The organism is Skermanella pratensis, from assembly GCF_008843145.1.
GTDB classification, from domain to species: Bacteria; Pseudomonadota; Alphaproteobacteria; order Azospirillales; family Azospirillaceae; genus Skermanella; species Skermanella pratensis.
Genome location: NZ_CP030265.1, coordinates 5,778,116 through 5,792,407, shown reverse-complemented (window position 1 = coordinate 5,792,407; position 14,292 = coordinate 5,778,116). Strand labels below are relative to the sequence as shown.

Genomic DNA, 14,292 nt, shown 5'->3' with positions numbered 1-14,292 from the left:
AGTATCAAGAAGAGTCTGTTAAGGATTCGTGACTTGACGACCGGCAAGTCTTCGGCCGAGCCTGCCAACCTCCTGTGTTCCTCCCGGTACTCCCGCCCAGCATGAACAGCAACTCACAGTCTCCCGCTGAAAAACTCCGTGCTTTATACGCTCTCTGGTGCTCGCGTCTCGACCGATGCGCCCTGCCGCCGCGGTCGAGCTTCCGGCCGGAGGAGTTCCAGCCCTGGATGGGCAACCTGCTGATCATCGGGGTGGAGGGATATCCCCGCCGCTTTCGCCTGCGGCTGGTCGGAACCGAGATCGTCTATTACGACGGCGCGGACTTTACCGGCCGTTTCCTGGACGAGGTCCTGAAGCCGCCGGTCGCCCGGGTGGTGCTGAGCCAGTTCGAGGACTGCGCGGCAAGCGCCAGCCCGATGGCCTTCCGGTACCGGAGCGCCTCGTTCCGGGGCGTCGAGGCGGGCATCGACAAGCTGTTCCTGCCGTTCTCGCAGGACGGGCGGACCGTTTCCCAGATCTTCGCATGCCTCTACGCGTCCTTCACCGACCCCCATGCCCGCGAGCGGCCGACCATCCAGGACTATGAGCTGGACGGCTCGACGGTGGCCTTCGACCCGGCGGAACTCTGAGCCGGCGGCGCCGGGGCGACCAGGAATTCCCCGTCCGGGTCATGGGCCTTCGCCCGGCGCAGGGCCGCCGGCCGGTTCGCCACGGCATAGCAATAGGCGCAGCCCTGGACGCAGGTATCGTAGTCGCCGATGTCCCGGCTCCCGGCGCAGTCGCAACCGGGCCGGTTGCCCTTGCGCCGGCCCGCCACCGGCCGGCCCGCGACGTCGCCCAGGCGCGCCGTATCGACGCACCGGGCGGCCGACACGCCGGGCACGTCGAGCAGGCGGGGCTGGGTGCACAGGGTCGGCGCCATGCCTTCCCCGGCCGCGATCGCCGCGAGGCCGGCCAGGAGCGCCCGCTTCTCCGACTCCTCCGGATCGTGCCAGGCGAAGCCGTGGGCGCGGGCGGCGGCGTCCAAATTGCGGGCGGTCTTGCGGTAGGGCTGCATGAACGACATGACCACCTCGTCCACCGCGCCGGACAGCGCCCGGGCGAGGCCGGCGAAATTGGCGCGGTGCCAGGCGGCCCCGGTCAGGGACGACAGGACGATCGGGTCGTAGCGCCAGACGACGGCGCGCGGTCCCCAGCGGTCGCGGAGCGCGCGGATCTGGTCCACCGACCGGGCGGTGTCCGGCACGTTCGACTCGATCGCGCGGGGATAGCCGGTCAGCGTCACCTGGACCATGAAGGGATGTCCCCGCCGGGCGACGGCCTCCAGCGCGTCCATGAAGGGCCAGGCGTTGCGGGTCCAGAAGACGAAGCCGTCCACGGCGGCGGGCGAGAGGTCGATCCGGTGGACCTGCCTGCCATAGGGATTGACCACGTTGCAGAAGCCGGCGTCCAGCCGGTTGAGGAACCAGCGGCCATGGAACGCCGGTATGTCGGTCTTGTAGCTGGCGGAAATGATCACCCGGCTTTCTCCGGCGGGCGGGGCGGCGGGCCGAGGCGGCCCGGACCGGTGACAAGGCCGTGAAATGGCGGCGGACGGAGCCCTGCGGTCGCCGGCTCCGGCAAAGGGGAAACGGGACTGCCGGGAAAACTCCGGCAGTCCCGTGAAATCACTGAAAAATAAAGCAAAGCAGTCCGGTCGGGGAAACGGGTCGGAAAATCTGCCGCGGCAGGCCCCGGGGATGGTCGGGTCAGCAGTGGCCGGCTTCTCCCGACATCAGGGCCTTCAGCAGGTTGGCCTGCGGGTCCGCCGACTGGGCGGCTTCCTCGGCCGCCAGGGCGGCAAGGCTTACGAAATGGGCGAGTTCGGTCAATTCGTTGTTCTTGGCATCCTGCGCCAGGCTGTCGAGGCAGGACTTGATCGCAAGCGCCAAATCGCGACGTCTGTGGGTCATGATGAATTTACCCTCTAATAAACACGCCACCGTCTCCGGGCGAGGCGGTTGGCGTCCCCCACACCTCACGTTCGCCTTGCCCTGGAAAACATATATCATAATCGTTGGGGATAAAAAGGTGGATAATGTAAGGCCAAACAGAAATAGCGGCAACTGTCAATTGCGTCTTATGACAACAGCACACCGAAGTACTTTAATCATCCGTTAACTTCAAGCAAAAACTCAAATGTATGCCGCCTTGTTACTCCCTGCCGGTTTGCCTGGACTTGGCAGGATTTGATACTGGGGGTAGCACCCCACAGTGGAGATTCAAACCCGGCGCTGTGATTCCCTGGCGCCCGCGTCACGCCGGCTATACCGGGTTGTTCGTCACCCGGCCTTCCCCCGGCGGGGGCGGAGGCCGGTGCGGCAGGCGGTCGCGCTCCCGCCCGGACGGCACCCGCTCCATCTGTAGCCTTCGGGCGGTGGCTCTCAGGCCGTGGCTTTCGGGCCGAACGCCCCGTGTCCGGCACATTTGCCTTGCCGCGGGGCGGTTGCAGCCTTCGGAGCACCTGCCTATATCTCCGGTCAGACTGAGAGATCATCTGAACTACAACACCGTTCCATACCCTCGACCGCTAGAACCAAGGGGGCCGTGGCGGTGCCGAAGTACCGGGCCGCGACTGGTCTGCCGTAACAAAGAGGCTGAATGATGAGCAAAGTGATTGGTATCGACCTGGGCACCACGAACTCGTGCGTGGCCGTCATGGAAGGCGGCACCGCCAAGGTCATCGAGAACACCGAAGGCGCCCGGACGACGCCGTCGATGGTCGCCTTCACCCAGGGTGGCGAGCGTCTGGTCGGCCAGCCGGCCAAGCGCCAGGCGGTGACCAATCCCGACAACACCTTGTTCGCGATCAAGCGTCTGATCGGTCGCCGTTACGACGATCCGCTGACCCAGAAGGACAAGGGCCTCGTTTCCTACAAGATCGTCGGCGGCGACAACGGCGACGCCTGGGTGGAGAGCCACGGCAAGAAGTACAGCCCCAGCCAGATCAGCGCCTTCATCCTTCAGAAGATGAAGGAGACCGCCGAGAATTACCTGGGCGAGAAGGTCACGCAGGCCGTCATCACGGTGCCCGCCTACTTCAACGACAGCCAGCGCCAGGCGACCAAGGACGCCGGCAAGATCGCGGGTCTCGAAGTGCTGCGCATCATCAACGAGCCGACGGCCGCGGCGCTGGCATACGGCATGGAGAAGAAGGGCAGCGGCACCATCGCGGTCTACGACCTGGGCGGCGGCACCTTCGACGTGTCGGTGCTGGAGATCGGCGACGGCGTGTTCGAGGTGAAGTCGACCAACGGCGACACCTTCCTGGGCGGTGAGGACTTCGACGCTCGCATCATCGATTATCTCGCCGACGAGTTCAGGAAGGAGCAGGGCATCGACCTGCGGAACGACCGTCTGGCCCTGCAGCGCCTGAAGGAAGCCGCCGAGAAGGCGAAGATCGAGCTGTCGTCCGGCATGCAGACGGAGGTGAACCTGCCGTTCATCACCGCCGACCAGTCCGGCCCGAAGCACCTGAACATCAAGCTGACCCGCGCCAAGCTGGAAGCCCTGGTGGACGACCTGGTGCAGCGCACGATCGAGCCGTGCAAGTCCGCCCTGAAGGACGCCGGCCTGAAGGCGAACGAGATCGACGAGGTGATCCTGGTCGGCGGCATGACCCGCATGCCCAAGATCATGGAAGTCGTGAAGCAGTTCTTCGGCCGTGAACCGCACCGCGGCGTCAACCCGGACGAGGTCGTCGCGATCGGCGCCGCGATCCAGGGCGGCGTGCTGAAGGGCGACGTCAAGGACGTGCTGCTGCTGGACGTGACCCCGCTGTCGCTGGGCATCGAGACCCTGGGCGGCGTGTTCACCCGCCTGATCGACCGCAACACCACGATCCCGACCAAGAAGAGCCAGACCTTCTCGACCGCCGAGGACAACCAGAGCGCCGTGACGATCCGGGTGTTCCAGGGCGAGCGCGAGATGGCGGCCGACAACAAGCTGCTGGGCCAGTTCGACCTGGTCGGCATCCCGCCCGCCCCGCGCGGCGTGCCCCAGGTCGAGGTGACCTTCGACATCGACGCCAACGGCATCGTCAGCGTCGGCGCCAAGGACAAGGCCACCGGCAAGGAGCAGTCGGTCCGGATCCAGGCTTCGGGCGGCCTGTCCGACGCCGATGTCGAGAAGATGGTCAAGGACGCCGAGGCGCATGCCGCCGAGGACAAGAAGCGGCGTGAGCTGGTCGAGTTGCGCAACCAGGCCGACGGCCTGATCCACACCACCGAGCGCACCATCAAGGAAGCCGGCGACAAGATCCCGGCGGAGGACAAGACCGCCGCGGAGAAGGCGATCGCCGAGCTGCGCGAGACGGCCGGCGGCGACGACGCCGCGGCCATCAAGGCCAAGACCGATGCGCTGGCCCAGGCGTCCATGAAGCTCGGCGAGGCCATGTACAAGGCCGGCCAGGACGACGGCGCGGGCGGTGCGGGCGGCCCGGGTGCCGGTGGCGCCGCCGGCGCGAGCGCCGGGGCGCAGGCGGGCGGAGACTCGACCGTGGTCGATGCCGACTTCGAGGAAGTCGACGACGACAAGAAGAGCAAGTCGGCCTGACCGGCGGCACTTAATGCCGAAGTCCGGGGGGAGGCGGCCCGAAATCCGCCCTCCCCCGGGACGGGATTTGTGTGGCATTGTGTTTTCCGCTCCGGTTGGCCGGCCCTGGATCCTGGGCCGGCCAACCGGAGCGGTTTTATGGTTAATCGAACGGTTCAGAGGCAGGGGCTGGCGGCCTGATGGCGAAGCAGGACTATTACGAACTTCTCGGCCTGACCAAGGGTGCCTCGGCGGAGGAGATCAAGAAGGCCTATCGCAAGATGGCCATGCAGTATCACCCCGACCGGAACCCTGGCGACGCCGAGGCGGAAGCCAAGTTCAAGGATTGCAGCGAAGCGTACGAGGTCCTCAAGGACGATCAGAAGCGCGCCGCCTATGACCGCTTCGGCCATGCCGCCTTCGAGGGCGGCGGCCCGGGCGGCGGCGGACGCGGCGCCGGCGGCTTCGACTTCAATTTCGGGGGCGGCGGTTTCGCGGACATCTTCGACGAGATGTTCGGCGATTTCATGGGCGGCCGGCGCGCTGGCGGCCAGACCGGCCGGGGCGCGGACCTGCGCTACAACCTGGAGATCTCGCTGGAGGAAGCCTTCAGCGGCAGCCAGGCCACCGTCCGGGTGCCGACCTCCGTGGTTTGCGAAGGCTGCTCGGGCAGCGGGGCCGAAGCCGGGACCCAGCCGATCTCGTGCCCGACCTGCGGCGGGCTGGGGAAGGTGCGGGCCCAGCAGGGCTTCTTCACGATCGAGCGGACCTGCCCGTCCTGCCACGGCGCCGGCCGGGTCATCAAGGACCCGTGCAAGAGCTGCGGCGGCAGCGGCAGGACCCGGAAGGAGAAGAACCTCCAGGTCAACATCCCGGCGGGCGTCGAGGACGGCACCCGCATCCGGCTGGCCGGAGAGGGCGAGGCGGGGCTGCGCGGGGCGCCGACGGGCGATCTCTACATCTTCCTGGCGATAGCGCCCCACCGGTTCTTCCAGCGCGACGGCGCCAACATCCACTGCCGGGTGCCGATCCCGATGACGACGGCGGCGCTCGGCGGCACGGTCGAGGTGCCCAGCATCGACGGCAGCCGGGCCAAGATCACCGTGCCGGCCGGCACCCAGTCGGGCCACCAGTTCCGCCTGAAGGGCAAGGGCATGTCCGTCCTGCGCAGCACCCAGCGCGGCGACATGTACATCCAGGCCGTGGTCGAGACTCCGGTCAACCTGAACAAGAAGCAGCAGGAACTGCTGCGCGAGTTCGAGAAGGCCGGCAAGGAAGGGACCAGCCCCGAAAGCGAAGGATTCTTTGCCAAGGTGAAGGAGCTTTGGGAGGACCTGAAGGACTGAAGGAACCGGCGGTGAGGCGAGCGACGGAGGAAATTTCGTTCCGCCCCACTCCCCCGGCCCCGTCTCCCGTCAGGCCGGCCGCGGTATCGGCGCCATCAGGCTCGCCGCGAACATCAGCGCCGCGGCGGTGACCACGCTGGGGCCGCTCGGCAGGTCCCAGAACAATGAGCCCATCAGGCCGCCGATCACGGCGGCCATGCCGATCACGGACGCCACGACGGCCATCTGCTCGGGCGAGCGGGAGAAACGCCGAGCCGTCGCGGCCGGCACGATCAGCAGCGACGTGATCAGCAGGATGCCGACGATCTTCATGGCGATCGCGATCACCGCCGCGATCAGCAGCATGAAGACCAGGCGGATCGCCAGCACCGGCATCCCTTCGACCCGCGCCAGGTCCTCGTCCACCGTGATGGCGAGCAGCCGCCGCCAGATCAGCGCCAGCCCGGCCAGCGCCATGGCGCCGCCGCCGTAGATCCACCCGATATCGGCGGCGGTGACCGACAGGATGTCGCCGAACAGGTAGGCCAGCAGGTCGATTCGCATGGTCTCCATGAAGGCTATGGCGACCAGGCCCAGCGACAGCGTGGAGTGGGAGACGATGCCGAGCAGCGTGTCGGTGGCGAGTTGGCGCTGTTCCTGGAGGACCACCAGCAGCGTGGCGATGGCGACGCAGACCGCGATCACGCCGGCCGTCATTCCGATCCCCAGCAGATAGCCCAGGGCGATGCCCAGCAGGGCGGAATGGGCCAGCGTGTCGCCGAAATAGGCCATACGGCGCCACACCACGAAGGATCCCAGCGGGCCGGCGACCAGCGCTATGCCGCAGCCGCCCAGCAGGGCCCGGATCATGAAATCATCCATGGCCATGATGCCTCCGGACTTCGGGAAGCGGGCGGACGGCGGCCTGGACCGTGCCTTGTGCGATCTCCTGGGCGGACGGCAGGGCGACCACGGCGCCGGCGCAGTCGTGGTGATGGTCGTGGCTGTGCTGGTAGACCGCCAGCGCCTCGGCATGGCGGCCGAACATCGCGAGATATTCGGGATGCCGGCTGACGTCCTCCGGATGGCCGGAGCAGCACACATGGCGGTTGATGCAGAGCACGGTATCGGTCCGGGCCATCACCAGATGCAGGTCGTGGGAAACCAGCAGCACGCCGCAGCCGCGGCTCCGGCGAATCTCGGCGATCAGGTTGAACAGCTCGATCTGGCCATGGACGTCGACCGCCTGCACCGGCTCGTCCAGGACCAGGATGTCCGGCCGGCGCAGCAGCGCCCGCGCCAGCAGCACCCGCTGAAGCTCGCCGCCCGACAGGGTCTGGACCGCGCTGTCGATCACGTGGGACGCCCCCACCTCGCCCAGGACCCGCGCCAGCTCGGCCCGGTCGACCCGCTGCCACAGGGTCAGGAAGCGGCGCACGGTCAGCGGCAGGGTCCGCTCGACCTGGAGCCGCTGGGGCATGTAGCCGATGGTCAGTCCCGGCCGGCGCCGGATCGATCCGGCGGACGGCTTGACAAGGCCGAGCACCGACTTGACAAGGGTCGTCTTGCCGGCGCCGTTGGGTCCGATCAGCGTCACGATCTCGCCCGCGCCGACGCTCAGGTCGATGCCTTCCAGCACGGTGCGGCTGCCGTAGGTGACCGTCAGCCCGCGGGTTTCGACCAGAGGCTCTCTGTTGGATGACATGAAGGCTGCGCCCCGATTCCCTCGCCGGTCAGCCGGCTCTTGACAAGGTAATGTTATAACAGAACAGTAGGGGCCTCACGAGTACGCAATTGTGCAACCCTGCCCCGGTCGGAGGTCACACCCCGTCATGAACGCCCGTCGCGCAACAACGTCACTCCTGGCCCTGGCCGGAGCGGCATTTTTCACGGCCGCTTTCCCGCCTGCCGCCCCGGCGGCGGAGCCGGTCGGCGTGGTGGCCTCGGTCAAGCCGGTCCATTCCCTGGTCGCGGGCGTGATGCAGGGTGTCGCCGAACCCACGCTCCTGGTCAAGGGCGCGGCGTCCCCGCACTCCTTCAGCCTGCGCCCCAGCGACGCCCGGGCGCTCAACGGGGCCGACCTGATCTTCTGGGTCGGCGAGGACCTGGAGACGTTTCTCGCCAAACCCATCGACTCCCTGGCCGGCAAGGCCCGCGTGACCGCCCTGATGGAAGCCCCCGGCATAACCCTGCTGCCGACCCGCGAAGGCGGCGCTTGGGAACCGCACGAGGCCGCGGATCACGGCCACGAGCACGGCCATGGGCATGGGCACGACGACCACGCCGAAGGCGGGCATAGGCACGGGGAGGAGCACGCGCACGGCACGCGGGATGCCCATATCTGGCTCGACGTGTCGAACGCCCGCGCGATGGTGGCCGCCATAGCGCGGGAGCTGTCCGAGCATGATCCCGCCAACGCCGCCCGCTATCAGGCCAACGCCAAGTCCCTGGCGGAACGGCTGACCGCGCTCGACGCCGAACTCGGCACCCTGCTGGCACCGGTCAAGGACCGGCCGTTCGTCGTCTTCCACGACGCCTACCATTATCTTGAGGACCGCTACGGGCTGAACGCCGTCGGTGCCATCACGGTCAGCCCGGAGCAGCGGCCGAGTGCGCAGCGGCTCAGCGAGATCCGGGGCAGGATCGGGACCCTCGACGCCGCCTGCGTGTTCGCGGAACCCCAGTTCGAGCCCACCCTGGTCGCGACCGTGGTGGAGGGCACCGGGGCCGGCAAGGGCATGCTCGACCCGCTCGGAGCCGGGCTGCCCGACGGTCCGGACCTTTATTTCCAGCTCATGCGCGACATGGCCGCCTCGCTGGTGTCCTGCCTGAAGGCCGGCTGATGCTCAATGCCGGAAGTGGCGCATCCCGGTGAAGACCATCGCGAGGCCGCGCTCGTCGGCGGCGGCGATCACCTCGCCGTCGCGCATGGAGCCGCCGGGCTGGATGATCGCCGTGGCGCCGGCATCGGCCGCCGCCAGCAGTCCGTCGGCGAAGGGGAAGAAGGCGTCGGACGCGACCACCGAGCCGATCGTCCCGGCTTCCGCCCGGCCCGCCGCCTGTGCCGCGTCGGCCGACTTCCACGCCGCGATGCGCGAGCTGTCCACCCGGCTCATCTGGCCGGCGCCGATGCCCACCGTGGCGCCGGCCTTGGCATAGACGATGGCGTTCGACTTGACGTGCTTGGCGACGCGGAAGGCGAACAGCAGGTCGGCCAGCTCCTGCTCGCCGGGTGAACGCTTGGTCACGACCTTCAGGTCGGGCAGGCCGATCCGGCCGCTGTCGCGGTTCTGGAACAGGAAGCCGCCGGACACCGTCCGCACCGTCATGCCCGGCGCCGCCGGATCGGGCATGGCGCCGGTCAGCAGGACCCGCAGGTTCTTCTTGGCGGCCAGGAACGCCCGGGCCTCCTCGTCGGCGTCGGGGGCGATCACCACCTCGGCGAACAGCTTGGCGATCTGCTCGGCGGTGGCCGCGTCCAGGGTGCGGTTGACCGCGATGATGCCGCCGAAGGCGCTGACCGGGTCGCATTCCAGCGCGCGGGCATAGGCGTCGGGCAGGCTGTCGCCCTCGGCGACGCCGCACGGGTTGGCGTGCTTGATGATGGCGACGGCGGGGCGCTCGAACTCCGCCACCAGCTCGAACGCGGCATCCGTGTCGTTCAGGTTGTTGTAGCTCAGCTCCTTGCCCTGGAGCTGGGTCGCCGTCGCGATGCCCGGCCGGCCTTCGGCGCCGCCGCCCGCGCCGCCGCCCGTGCCGCCGACGTAGAACGCCGCCTGCTGGTGCGGGTTCTCGCCGTAGCGGAGCGTCTGGCGCAGGCTGCCGGCGACCGTGACCCGGGCCGGGAAGGTCTCGCCGTTCTGGCCGGCGAACCACTGGCCGATGGCGGAGTCGTAGGCAGCCGTGCGGGCATAGGCGCCGGCCGCCAGCCGCCGCCGGAGCGCCAGCGTCGTGGCGCCGTCGTTGGCCTCCAGCTCGGCCAGGACGGCGTCGTAGTCCGCCGCGTCGGTCACCACGGCGACGAAGCCGTGGTTCTTGGCGGCGCTCCGGATCATCGCCGGGCCGCCGATGTCGATGTTCTCCACGCAGTCCTCGAAGGCGGCGCCGCGCGCGACCGTCTCCTCGAACGGGTAAAGGTTGACCACGACCAAGTCGATCGGCGGGATGCCGTGGGTCTTCATGGCGGCCAGGTGGCTGTCCAGGTCGCGGCGCGCCAGGATGCCGCCATGGACCTTGGGGTGGAGCGTCTTGACCCTGCCGTCCATCATCTCGGGGAAGCCGGTATGGTCGCCGACCTCGGTGACCGGCACGCCGGCATCACGGAGCTGCCGGGCGGACCCGCCGGTGGAGAGGATCTCGACGCCGCGCGCCGCCAGGGCTTGGCCGAACCGCACCAGGCCGGTCTTGTCGGAAACGGAGATGAGGGCACGGGTGACTCGGACGAGATCGGCGGTCATGGCGGCGGTATCCTGCGAAATTCCGGCCCTGTCGGGCGGGGCTGCGGTTGGGGTCCGGTGACGGGTCAGGCCTGCTTCTTCTCGCGGCGTAGCGCCCATTTGATCATGGTGCGATCGGACACGGTGTCGCCGGTCACGACGACCTGGCTGGTCGGCCTCGGCTCGTCGCCGTCGCCGAACCCGCCGCCGAAATAGATGCTTTCGGAAACGGCGAGGCTCCCGCCGGTCGCCCTCAGGCGCCACGACGAGCCGCCCGGCAGCCGCAGCAGGGCGGAGCCGCCGTTCGGCGACACGGTAGCGTCCACGCCGGGATGAAGGTGGAAGCGCAGGGCGAAGGGGTGGCCGGCAGGTCCTTCCAGCGTGTCCTCGCCGCGCAGGTCGTCGCCGTTGTCCGCCAGGTAGAGCCGCCGCCGGTGCAGCAGCCCGAAGGCGCGCACATAGCCGTCGTGGGTCGCCTCGACCAGGGTGGCGCCGTCGCTCTCGATCCGCTCGCAGGTGATCCGGTTCGGCCGGCGGCCCAGGCCGCCCCGCTCGAACACTTCCGCCGAGTTGGTCTCCGCCACCGCCAGCGTGGAATGGGCGGCGGTCGCCGCCAGCGCGCCGCGCCAGGGACCGAAGCGGCTGGGATGGGATCCGCAATTGACGATCAGGCGTTCCCGCCCGATCGTCATCTCGAAACTGAGCGTGCCGGCATGGGCATCCTGGTCCAGGCCCGGCGGCGGCGCCTTGCCGGTATCCATCAGCACCGTGGTGCGTCCGGCCAGCATCCGCTCGAACCCGCAATGGGGAGCGCTCTTCAGCGGCCGTCCGCGCGCGTCGGACTGGGCCAGCACCGTGTCGGTCATCGCCGGGTCGGCTTCCCGCCCGCCGTTGAACAGGGCCAGCCCGCCGTCGCCGTGGCGGAAGAAGCGGAGCGCCGGGGTCATGCGGTCGATCGCGTGCTGGAGCATCTCCGGCACCTCCTGCCGCGCCGCGCGCAGCACCGCGCGCAGGTCGATCAGGGTGCGCAGCACCAGCATGTGGCGCTCGGGGCTGCGCTCCACATGGCCGCCGTCCGGCAGCACCTGGAGCGGCAGCTCGCGTTCCAGCAGCCGCAGGGCATGGGGCACGTGCTTCTCGCAGCCGGGCAGGCACAGCCCGCCATAGACCAAGCCCTTGACCGCGGTCAGCAATGCTGCGCCCTGGAGCGGGCCGGGGGTGACGCGGGCCAGGTGGCGGGTCTGCCGCGCCAGGCTTTCGAACACCCGGCCGCGGAACGCGTCGTCCGCGCTCTGGCAGTAGAAATCATGCTGCCCGATCCAGTTGGCGATGCGCGCACCCAGCACGTCGGGCGCCCACGACGCCTGGTTCCAGCCATGGTTCTGGTCGAGCCAGCCGGAAATCAACAGGCGCGCCTGTCGGCGCGGCGCGTCGCCGCCGACGGCGCGCAGGTCGCGCAGCCAGTCGAAACCGTTCATCTGGGCAACCCAGGTGGAACCGAACCCCAGTGCCGGCACCCAGACCGGCTCGTCCGCCTGCATCACCTCGCCCGCGAAGGGGAAGACCCCGTCCATCAGGGCGGCACCGATATCGGCGTCGCCCGGCCAGGGATCGTTGGGGACCGTCACCAGCCCGCTGACCGGACGGCCGCCAAGGGTCAGCCCGTACAGCGGATTGCCGAAGGCGAACGCCCGCGCGCCCTGCTTCAGCCAGCCCAAGGTGTCGCGCTGGCCAGTCATCCCGCCTCAGGCACCCCGCAGCCGCCGGATATTGCCGGCATAGGCGTCCTGCCCGCCGGAGAAGGTCGCCGTCCCGGCGACCAGCACGTCGGCGCCGGCCTCGATCGCGGCGCCCGCCGTCTCGAAATTGATGCCGCCGTCGACCTCCAGGTCGATCCGCCGGCCGCTGGCGTCGATCCGGCGGCGCAGCTCCCGGATCTTGTCGAGCTGGGACCGGATGAAGCTCTGCCCGCCGAAACCGGGATTGACGCTCATCACCAGGATCAGGTCCAGGTCGTCCAGCAGATAGTCCACCGCCTCGACCGGGGTCGCGGGGTTGAGCGACAGGCCGGCCTTCTTGCCCAGCGACTTGATCAGCTGGATCGTCCGGTGGGTGTGGGCGCCGGCCTCGGGATGGACCGTGATGATGTCGGCGCCGGCCTTGGCGAAATCGGCGATGAACAGGTCCACCGGCGAGATCATCAGGTGGACGTCGAACACTTTGGCGGAATGGGGCCGCAGAGCCGACACGACCGCGGGGCCGATGGTGATGTTGGGCACGAAATGCCCGTCCATCACGTCGATATGGATATAGTCGGCGCCGGCGGCATCGACGGCGCGCACCTCCTCACCCAGGCGGGCGAAGTCGGCCGACAGGATGGAGGGAGCGATTCGGGTCGATTGTTGCATGGCGAAGCCGTCCTACGAAACCGAAGCTGTCCTACCAAGTCGGGCGGGGTGTGCGCAAGATCACACATGGTCTCCGCCGACGCAGGTTTGAATTGCGCAAATCGACCATCATCGAGATCGGCTTATCATTTGGTGCGGACGAGCCGGGCGATGAAGAAACCGTCGATGCCGCCCAGTTCCGCGAGCTGGCCCGGCAGGGTCCTGACTTCGCCGCGCTCGTTGATCAGCTCCGACAGGCCCCCCAGCTCGCCGGGATCGACCGGCAACCGCTCGACCGGCGCACCGGAGGCCAGCAGGTGGTCGATCCGCTGCTCGCCTTCTTCCGGCTGGAGCGAGCAGGTGCAGTAGACCAGCGTGCCGCCGGGCTTGACCAGGTCCACCGCATGGGCCAGCAGCCGGCGCTGGGCGCCAGCCAGCTTGGTGACGTCCTCCTGGCTCTTCAGCCGCGGGATGTCGGGATGGCGGCGGATGGCGCCGGTGGCGCTGCACGGCGCATCGAGCAGCACGGCGTCGGCGGGCCGGTCCGGCTTCCAGGTCGCGGCATCGGTGGTCAGCGTCTCCGCCCACAGGTTCAGCCGCTCCAGGTTGGCGGAGAGGCGGCGCAGCCGCCGGTCCGACCGGTCGAGCGCCGTCACCTCGGCCCCGGCGGCCGCCAGCTGGGCGGTTTTTCCGCCCGGCGCCGCGCACAGGTCGTAGAGGGTCTTGCCCCGGATGTCGCCGAACAGCTTGGCCGGCAATGCCGCTGCGGCGTCCTGGACCCACCACGCGCCCTCGTCGTAGCCGGGCAGGTCGGCGACCTGGCCGCCGGAGGCGCGCCGGATCGTCCCGGTCGGCAGCACGGTGCCTTCCAGCCGTTCGGCCCAGTCGCCGGGCGACCCCTTGGCGGTGAGGTCGAGCGGCGCCTCGATCAGGTTCGCCTCGACGATGCCGCGGGTGCGGGGAGTGCCGTAGGCGGTCCGCCAGGCGAGCCACAGCCAGTCCGGCGTGTTCAGCCGCCCGGCGTCCTGCTTCCTCGCCTGATCGGCCCCCTCGCGCGCGACCCTGCGCAGCACGGCGTTGATCAGGCCCTTGTAGTGCTGAAGCCCGCGCTGCTCGGCGGCGGCCACCGAGGTATCCACCGCGGCGTGCGGCGGCGTGTCGAGGAACACGAGCTGAGCCGTGCCCAGCCGCAGGATGTCGAGGACGCCGGCGCGGACCGGATCGGGCTTGGTCAGGGCCGTCGACACCAGGGCGTCGATCTGCCCCAGGCGGCGCAGGACCGTCGCCACCATCAGCCTCACGAAGCCGCGGTCCCGCGGTTCCAGCGGGTCGAGCCCCTCGTGCGCGTCGAACGCGTCGTCGAGCGGGATCTTCTTGCGCAGCACCGACTCGAGCAGGTCGAGGGCGGCGTTGCGGGATGCCAGCGTGCTGTCGGTCATGTCGCGCGGTTTAGCGCGCGGAGGGGGGCTTGTCGAATCGGAAAAGGGCCGGGGCGGACGCTGTCCAGCACGGTACCTGATTATTCGTCAAGAAGCGTAGGTCGGGTAGAGCGAAGCGGCACCCGACACCAAC

Annotated in this window: 12 protein-coding genes; 4 read left to right on the top strand and 8 right to left on the bottom strand. The window is 69.0% G+C overall.

The window, feature by feature from the left end; all coding sequences use genetic code 11:
• Window positions 1-101 precede the first annotated feature (101 nt).
• Complete coding sequence (locus tag DPR14_RS26660) at window positions 102-629, top strand: PAS domain-containing protein (RefSeq protein WP_158047848.1); 528 nt, start codon at window positions 102-104, stop codon at window positions 627-629.
• Here the strand turns inward: DPR14_RS26660 and DPR14_RS26655 are convergent.
• Complete coding sequence (locus DPR14_RS26655) at window positions 581-1,519, bottom strand: DUF1848 domain-containing protein (protein WP_158047847.1); 939 nt, start codon at window positions 1,517-1,519, stop codon at window positions 581-583. The genes DPR14_RS26660 and DPR14_RS26655 overlap by 49 nt on opposite strands.
• 229 nt (window positions 1,520-1,748) lie before the next feature.
• Window positions 1,749-1,952, bottom strand: coding sequence for a hypothetical protein (locus tag DPR14_RS26650; protein ID WP_158047846.1), 204 nt, complete (start codon window positions 1,950-1,952; stop codon window positions 1,749-1,751).
• A gap of 691 nt (window positions 1,953-2,643) precedes the next feature.
• On the opposite strand from DPR14_RS26650, the gene dnaK reads away from it, so the two are divergent.
• Complete coding sequence (gene dnaK / locus DPR14_RS26645) at window positions 2,644-4,593, top strand: molecular chaperone DnaK (protein ID WP_158048364.1); 1,950 nt, start codon at window positions 2,644-2,646, stop codon at window positions 4,591-4,593.
• 179 nt (window positions 4,594-4,772) lie between these two features.
• Window positions 4,773-5,918 (top strand): molecular chaperone DnaJ, encoded by a 1,146-nt coding sequence (dnaJ, locus tag DPR14_RS26640; RefSeq protein WP_158047845.1) that lies wholly within the window; start codon window positions 4,773-4,775, stop codon window positions 5,916-5,918.
• Window positions 5,919-5,987: 69 nt separating this feature from the next.
• Here the strand turns inward: dnaJ and znuB are convergent, their stop codons facing one another.
• Together znuB and znuC are read right to left on the bottom strand one after the other, a co-directional pair.
• Window positions 5,988-6,779 (bottom strand): zinc ABC transporter permease subunit ZnuB, encoded by a 792-nt coding sequence (gene znuB / locus DPR14_RS26635; protein WP_158047844.1) that lies wholly within the window; start codon window positions 6,777-6,779, stop codon window positions 5,988-5,990.
• Window positions 6,772-7,602, bottom strand: coding sequence for a zinc ABC transporter ATP-binding protein ZnuC (gene znuC, locus DPR14_RS26630; protein ID WP_158047843.1), 831 nt, complete (start codon window positions 7,600-7,602; stop codon window positions 6,772-6,774). Before znuC ends, znuB begins: the two co-directional genes overlap by 8 nt.
• Window positions 7,603-7,729: 127 nt before the next feature.
• Here znuC and DPR14_RS26625 point away from each other — a divergent pair, with 127 nt between their 5' ends.
• Window positions 7,730-8,740: a zinc ABC transporter substrate-binding protein gene (locus tag DPR14_RS26625; protein WP_158047842.1), complete on the top strand. Its 1,011-nt coding sequence runs from the start codon at window positions 7,730-7,732 to the stop codon at window positions 8,738-8,740.
• A 3-nt stretch (window positions 8,741-8,743) separates the two neighbouring features.
• Here DPR14_RS26625 and purH read toward each other — a convergent pair whose 3' ends face one another.
• The 4 genes from purH to DPR14_RS26605 all read right to left on the bottom strand — a co-directional run bounded on the left by purH (window position 8,744) and on the right by DPR14_RS26605 (window position 14,159).
• Window positions 8,744-10,354, bottom strand: coding sequence for a bifunctional phosphoribosylaminoimidazolecarboxamide formyltransferase/IMP cyclohydrolase (gene purH, locus DPR14_RS26620; RefSeq protein ID WP_158047841.1), 1,611 nt, complete (start codon window positions 10,352-10,354; stop codon window positions 8,744-8,746).
• 65 nt (window positions 10,355-10,419) lie between these two features.
• On the bottom strand, window positions 10,420-12,072 hold the full coding sequence (locus tag DPR14_RS26615) for a heparinase II/III family protein (protein WP_158047840.1): 1,653 nt from the start codon (window positions 12,070-12,072) through the stop codon (window positions 10,420-10,422).
• Window positions 12,073-12,078: 6 nt separating this feature from the next.
• The gene (rpe, locus tag DPR14_RS26610) at window positions 12,079-12,741 is read right to left on the bottom strand and encodes a ribulose-phosphate 3-epimerase (RefSeq protein WP_158047839.1); all 663 of its coding nucleotides are present in this window, start codon (window positions 12,739-12,741) and stop codon (window positions 12,079-12,081) included.
• A gap of 125 nt (window positions 12,742-12,866) precedes the next feature.
• Window positions 12,867-14,159, bottom strand: a complete 1,293-nt coding sequence (locus DPR14_RS26605; protein WP_158047838.1) for an RsmB/NOP family class I SAM-dependent RNA methyltransferase — start codon at window positions 14,157-14,159, stop codon at window positions 12,867-12,869.
• Between the last annotated feature and the right edge of the window lie 133 nt (window positions 14,160-14,292).

What these genes read in the sequence shown, in the direction of transcription:
- DPR14_RS26660 (WP_158047848.1), top strand. Translation starts at nt 102, where the DNA reads ATGAACAGCAACTCACAGTCTCCCGCTGAAAAACTCCGTGCTTTATAC.
- DPR14_RS26605 (WP_158047838.1), bottom strand. Translation starts at nt 14,159, where the DNA reads ATGACCGACAGCACGCTGGCATCCCGCAACGCCGCCCTCGACCTGCTC.
- znuB (WP_158047844.1), bottom strand. Translation starts at nt 6,779, where the DNA reads ATGGATGATTTCATGATCCGGGCCCTGCTGGGCGGCTGCGGCATAGCG.
- DPR14_RS26625 (WP_158047842.1), top strand. Translation starts at nt 7,730, where the DNA reads ATGAACGCCCGTCGCGCAACAACGTCACTCCTGGCCCTGGCCGGAGCG.
- rpe (WP_158047839.1), bottom strand. Translation starts at nt 12,741, where the DNA reads ATGCAACAATCGACCCGAATCGCTCCCTCCATCCTGTCGGCCGACTTC.
- DPR14_RS26615 (WP_158047840.1), bottom strand. Translation starts at nt 12,072, where the DNA reads ATGACTGGCCAGCGCGACACCTTGGGCTGGCTGAAGCAGGGCGCGCGG.
- DPR14_RS26650 (WP_158047846.1), bottom strand. Translation starts at nt 1,952, where the DNA reads ATGACCCACAGACGTCGCGATTTGGCGCTTGCGATCAAGTCCTGCCTC.
- znuC (WP_158047843.1), bottom strand. Translation starts at nt 7,602, where the DNA reads ATGTCATCCAACAGAGAGCCTCTGGTCGAAACCCGCGGGCTGACGGTC.
- dnaK (WP_158048364.1), top strand. Translation starts at nt 2,644, where the DNA reads ATGAGCAAAGTGATTGGTATCGACCTGGGCACCACGAACTCGTGCGTG.
- dnaJ (WP_158047845.1), top strand. Translation starts at nt 4,773, where the DNA reads ATGGCGAAGCAGGACTATTACGAACTTCTCGGCCTGACCAAGGGTGCC.
- purH (WP_158047841.1), bottom strand. Translation starts at nt 10,354, where the DNA reads ATGACCGCCGATCTCGTCCGAGTCACCCGTGCCCTCATCTCCGTTTCC.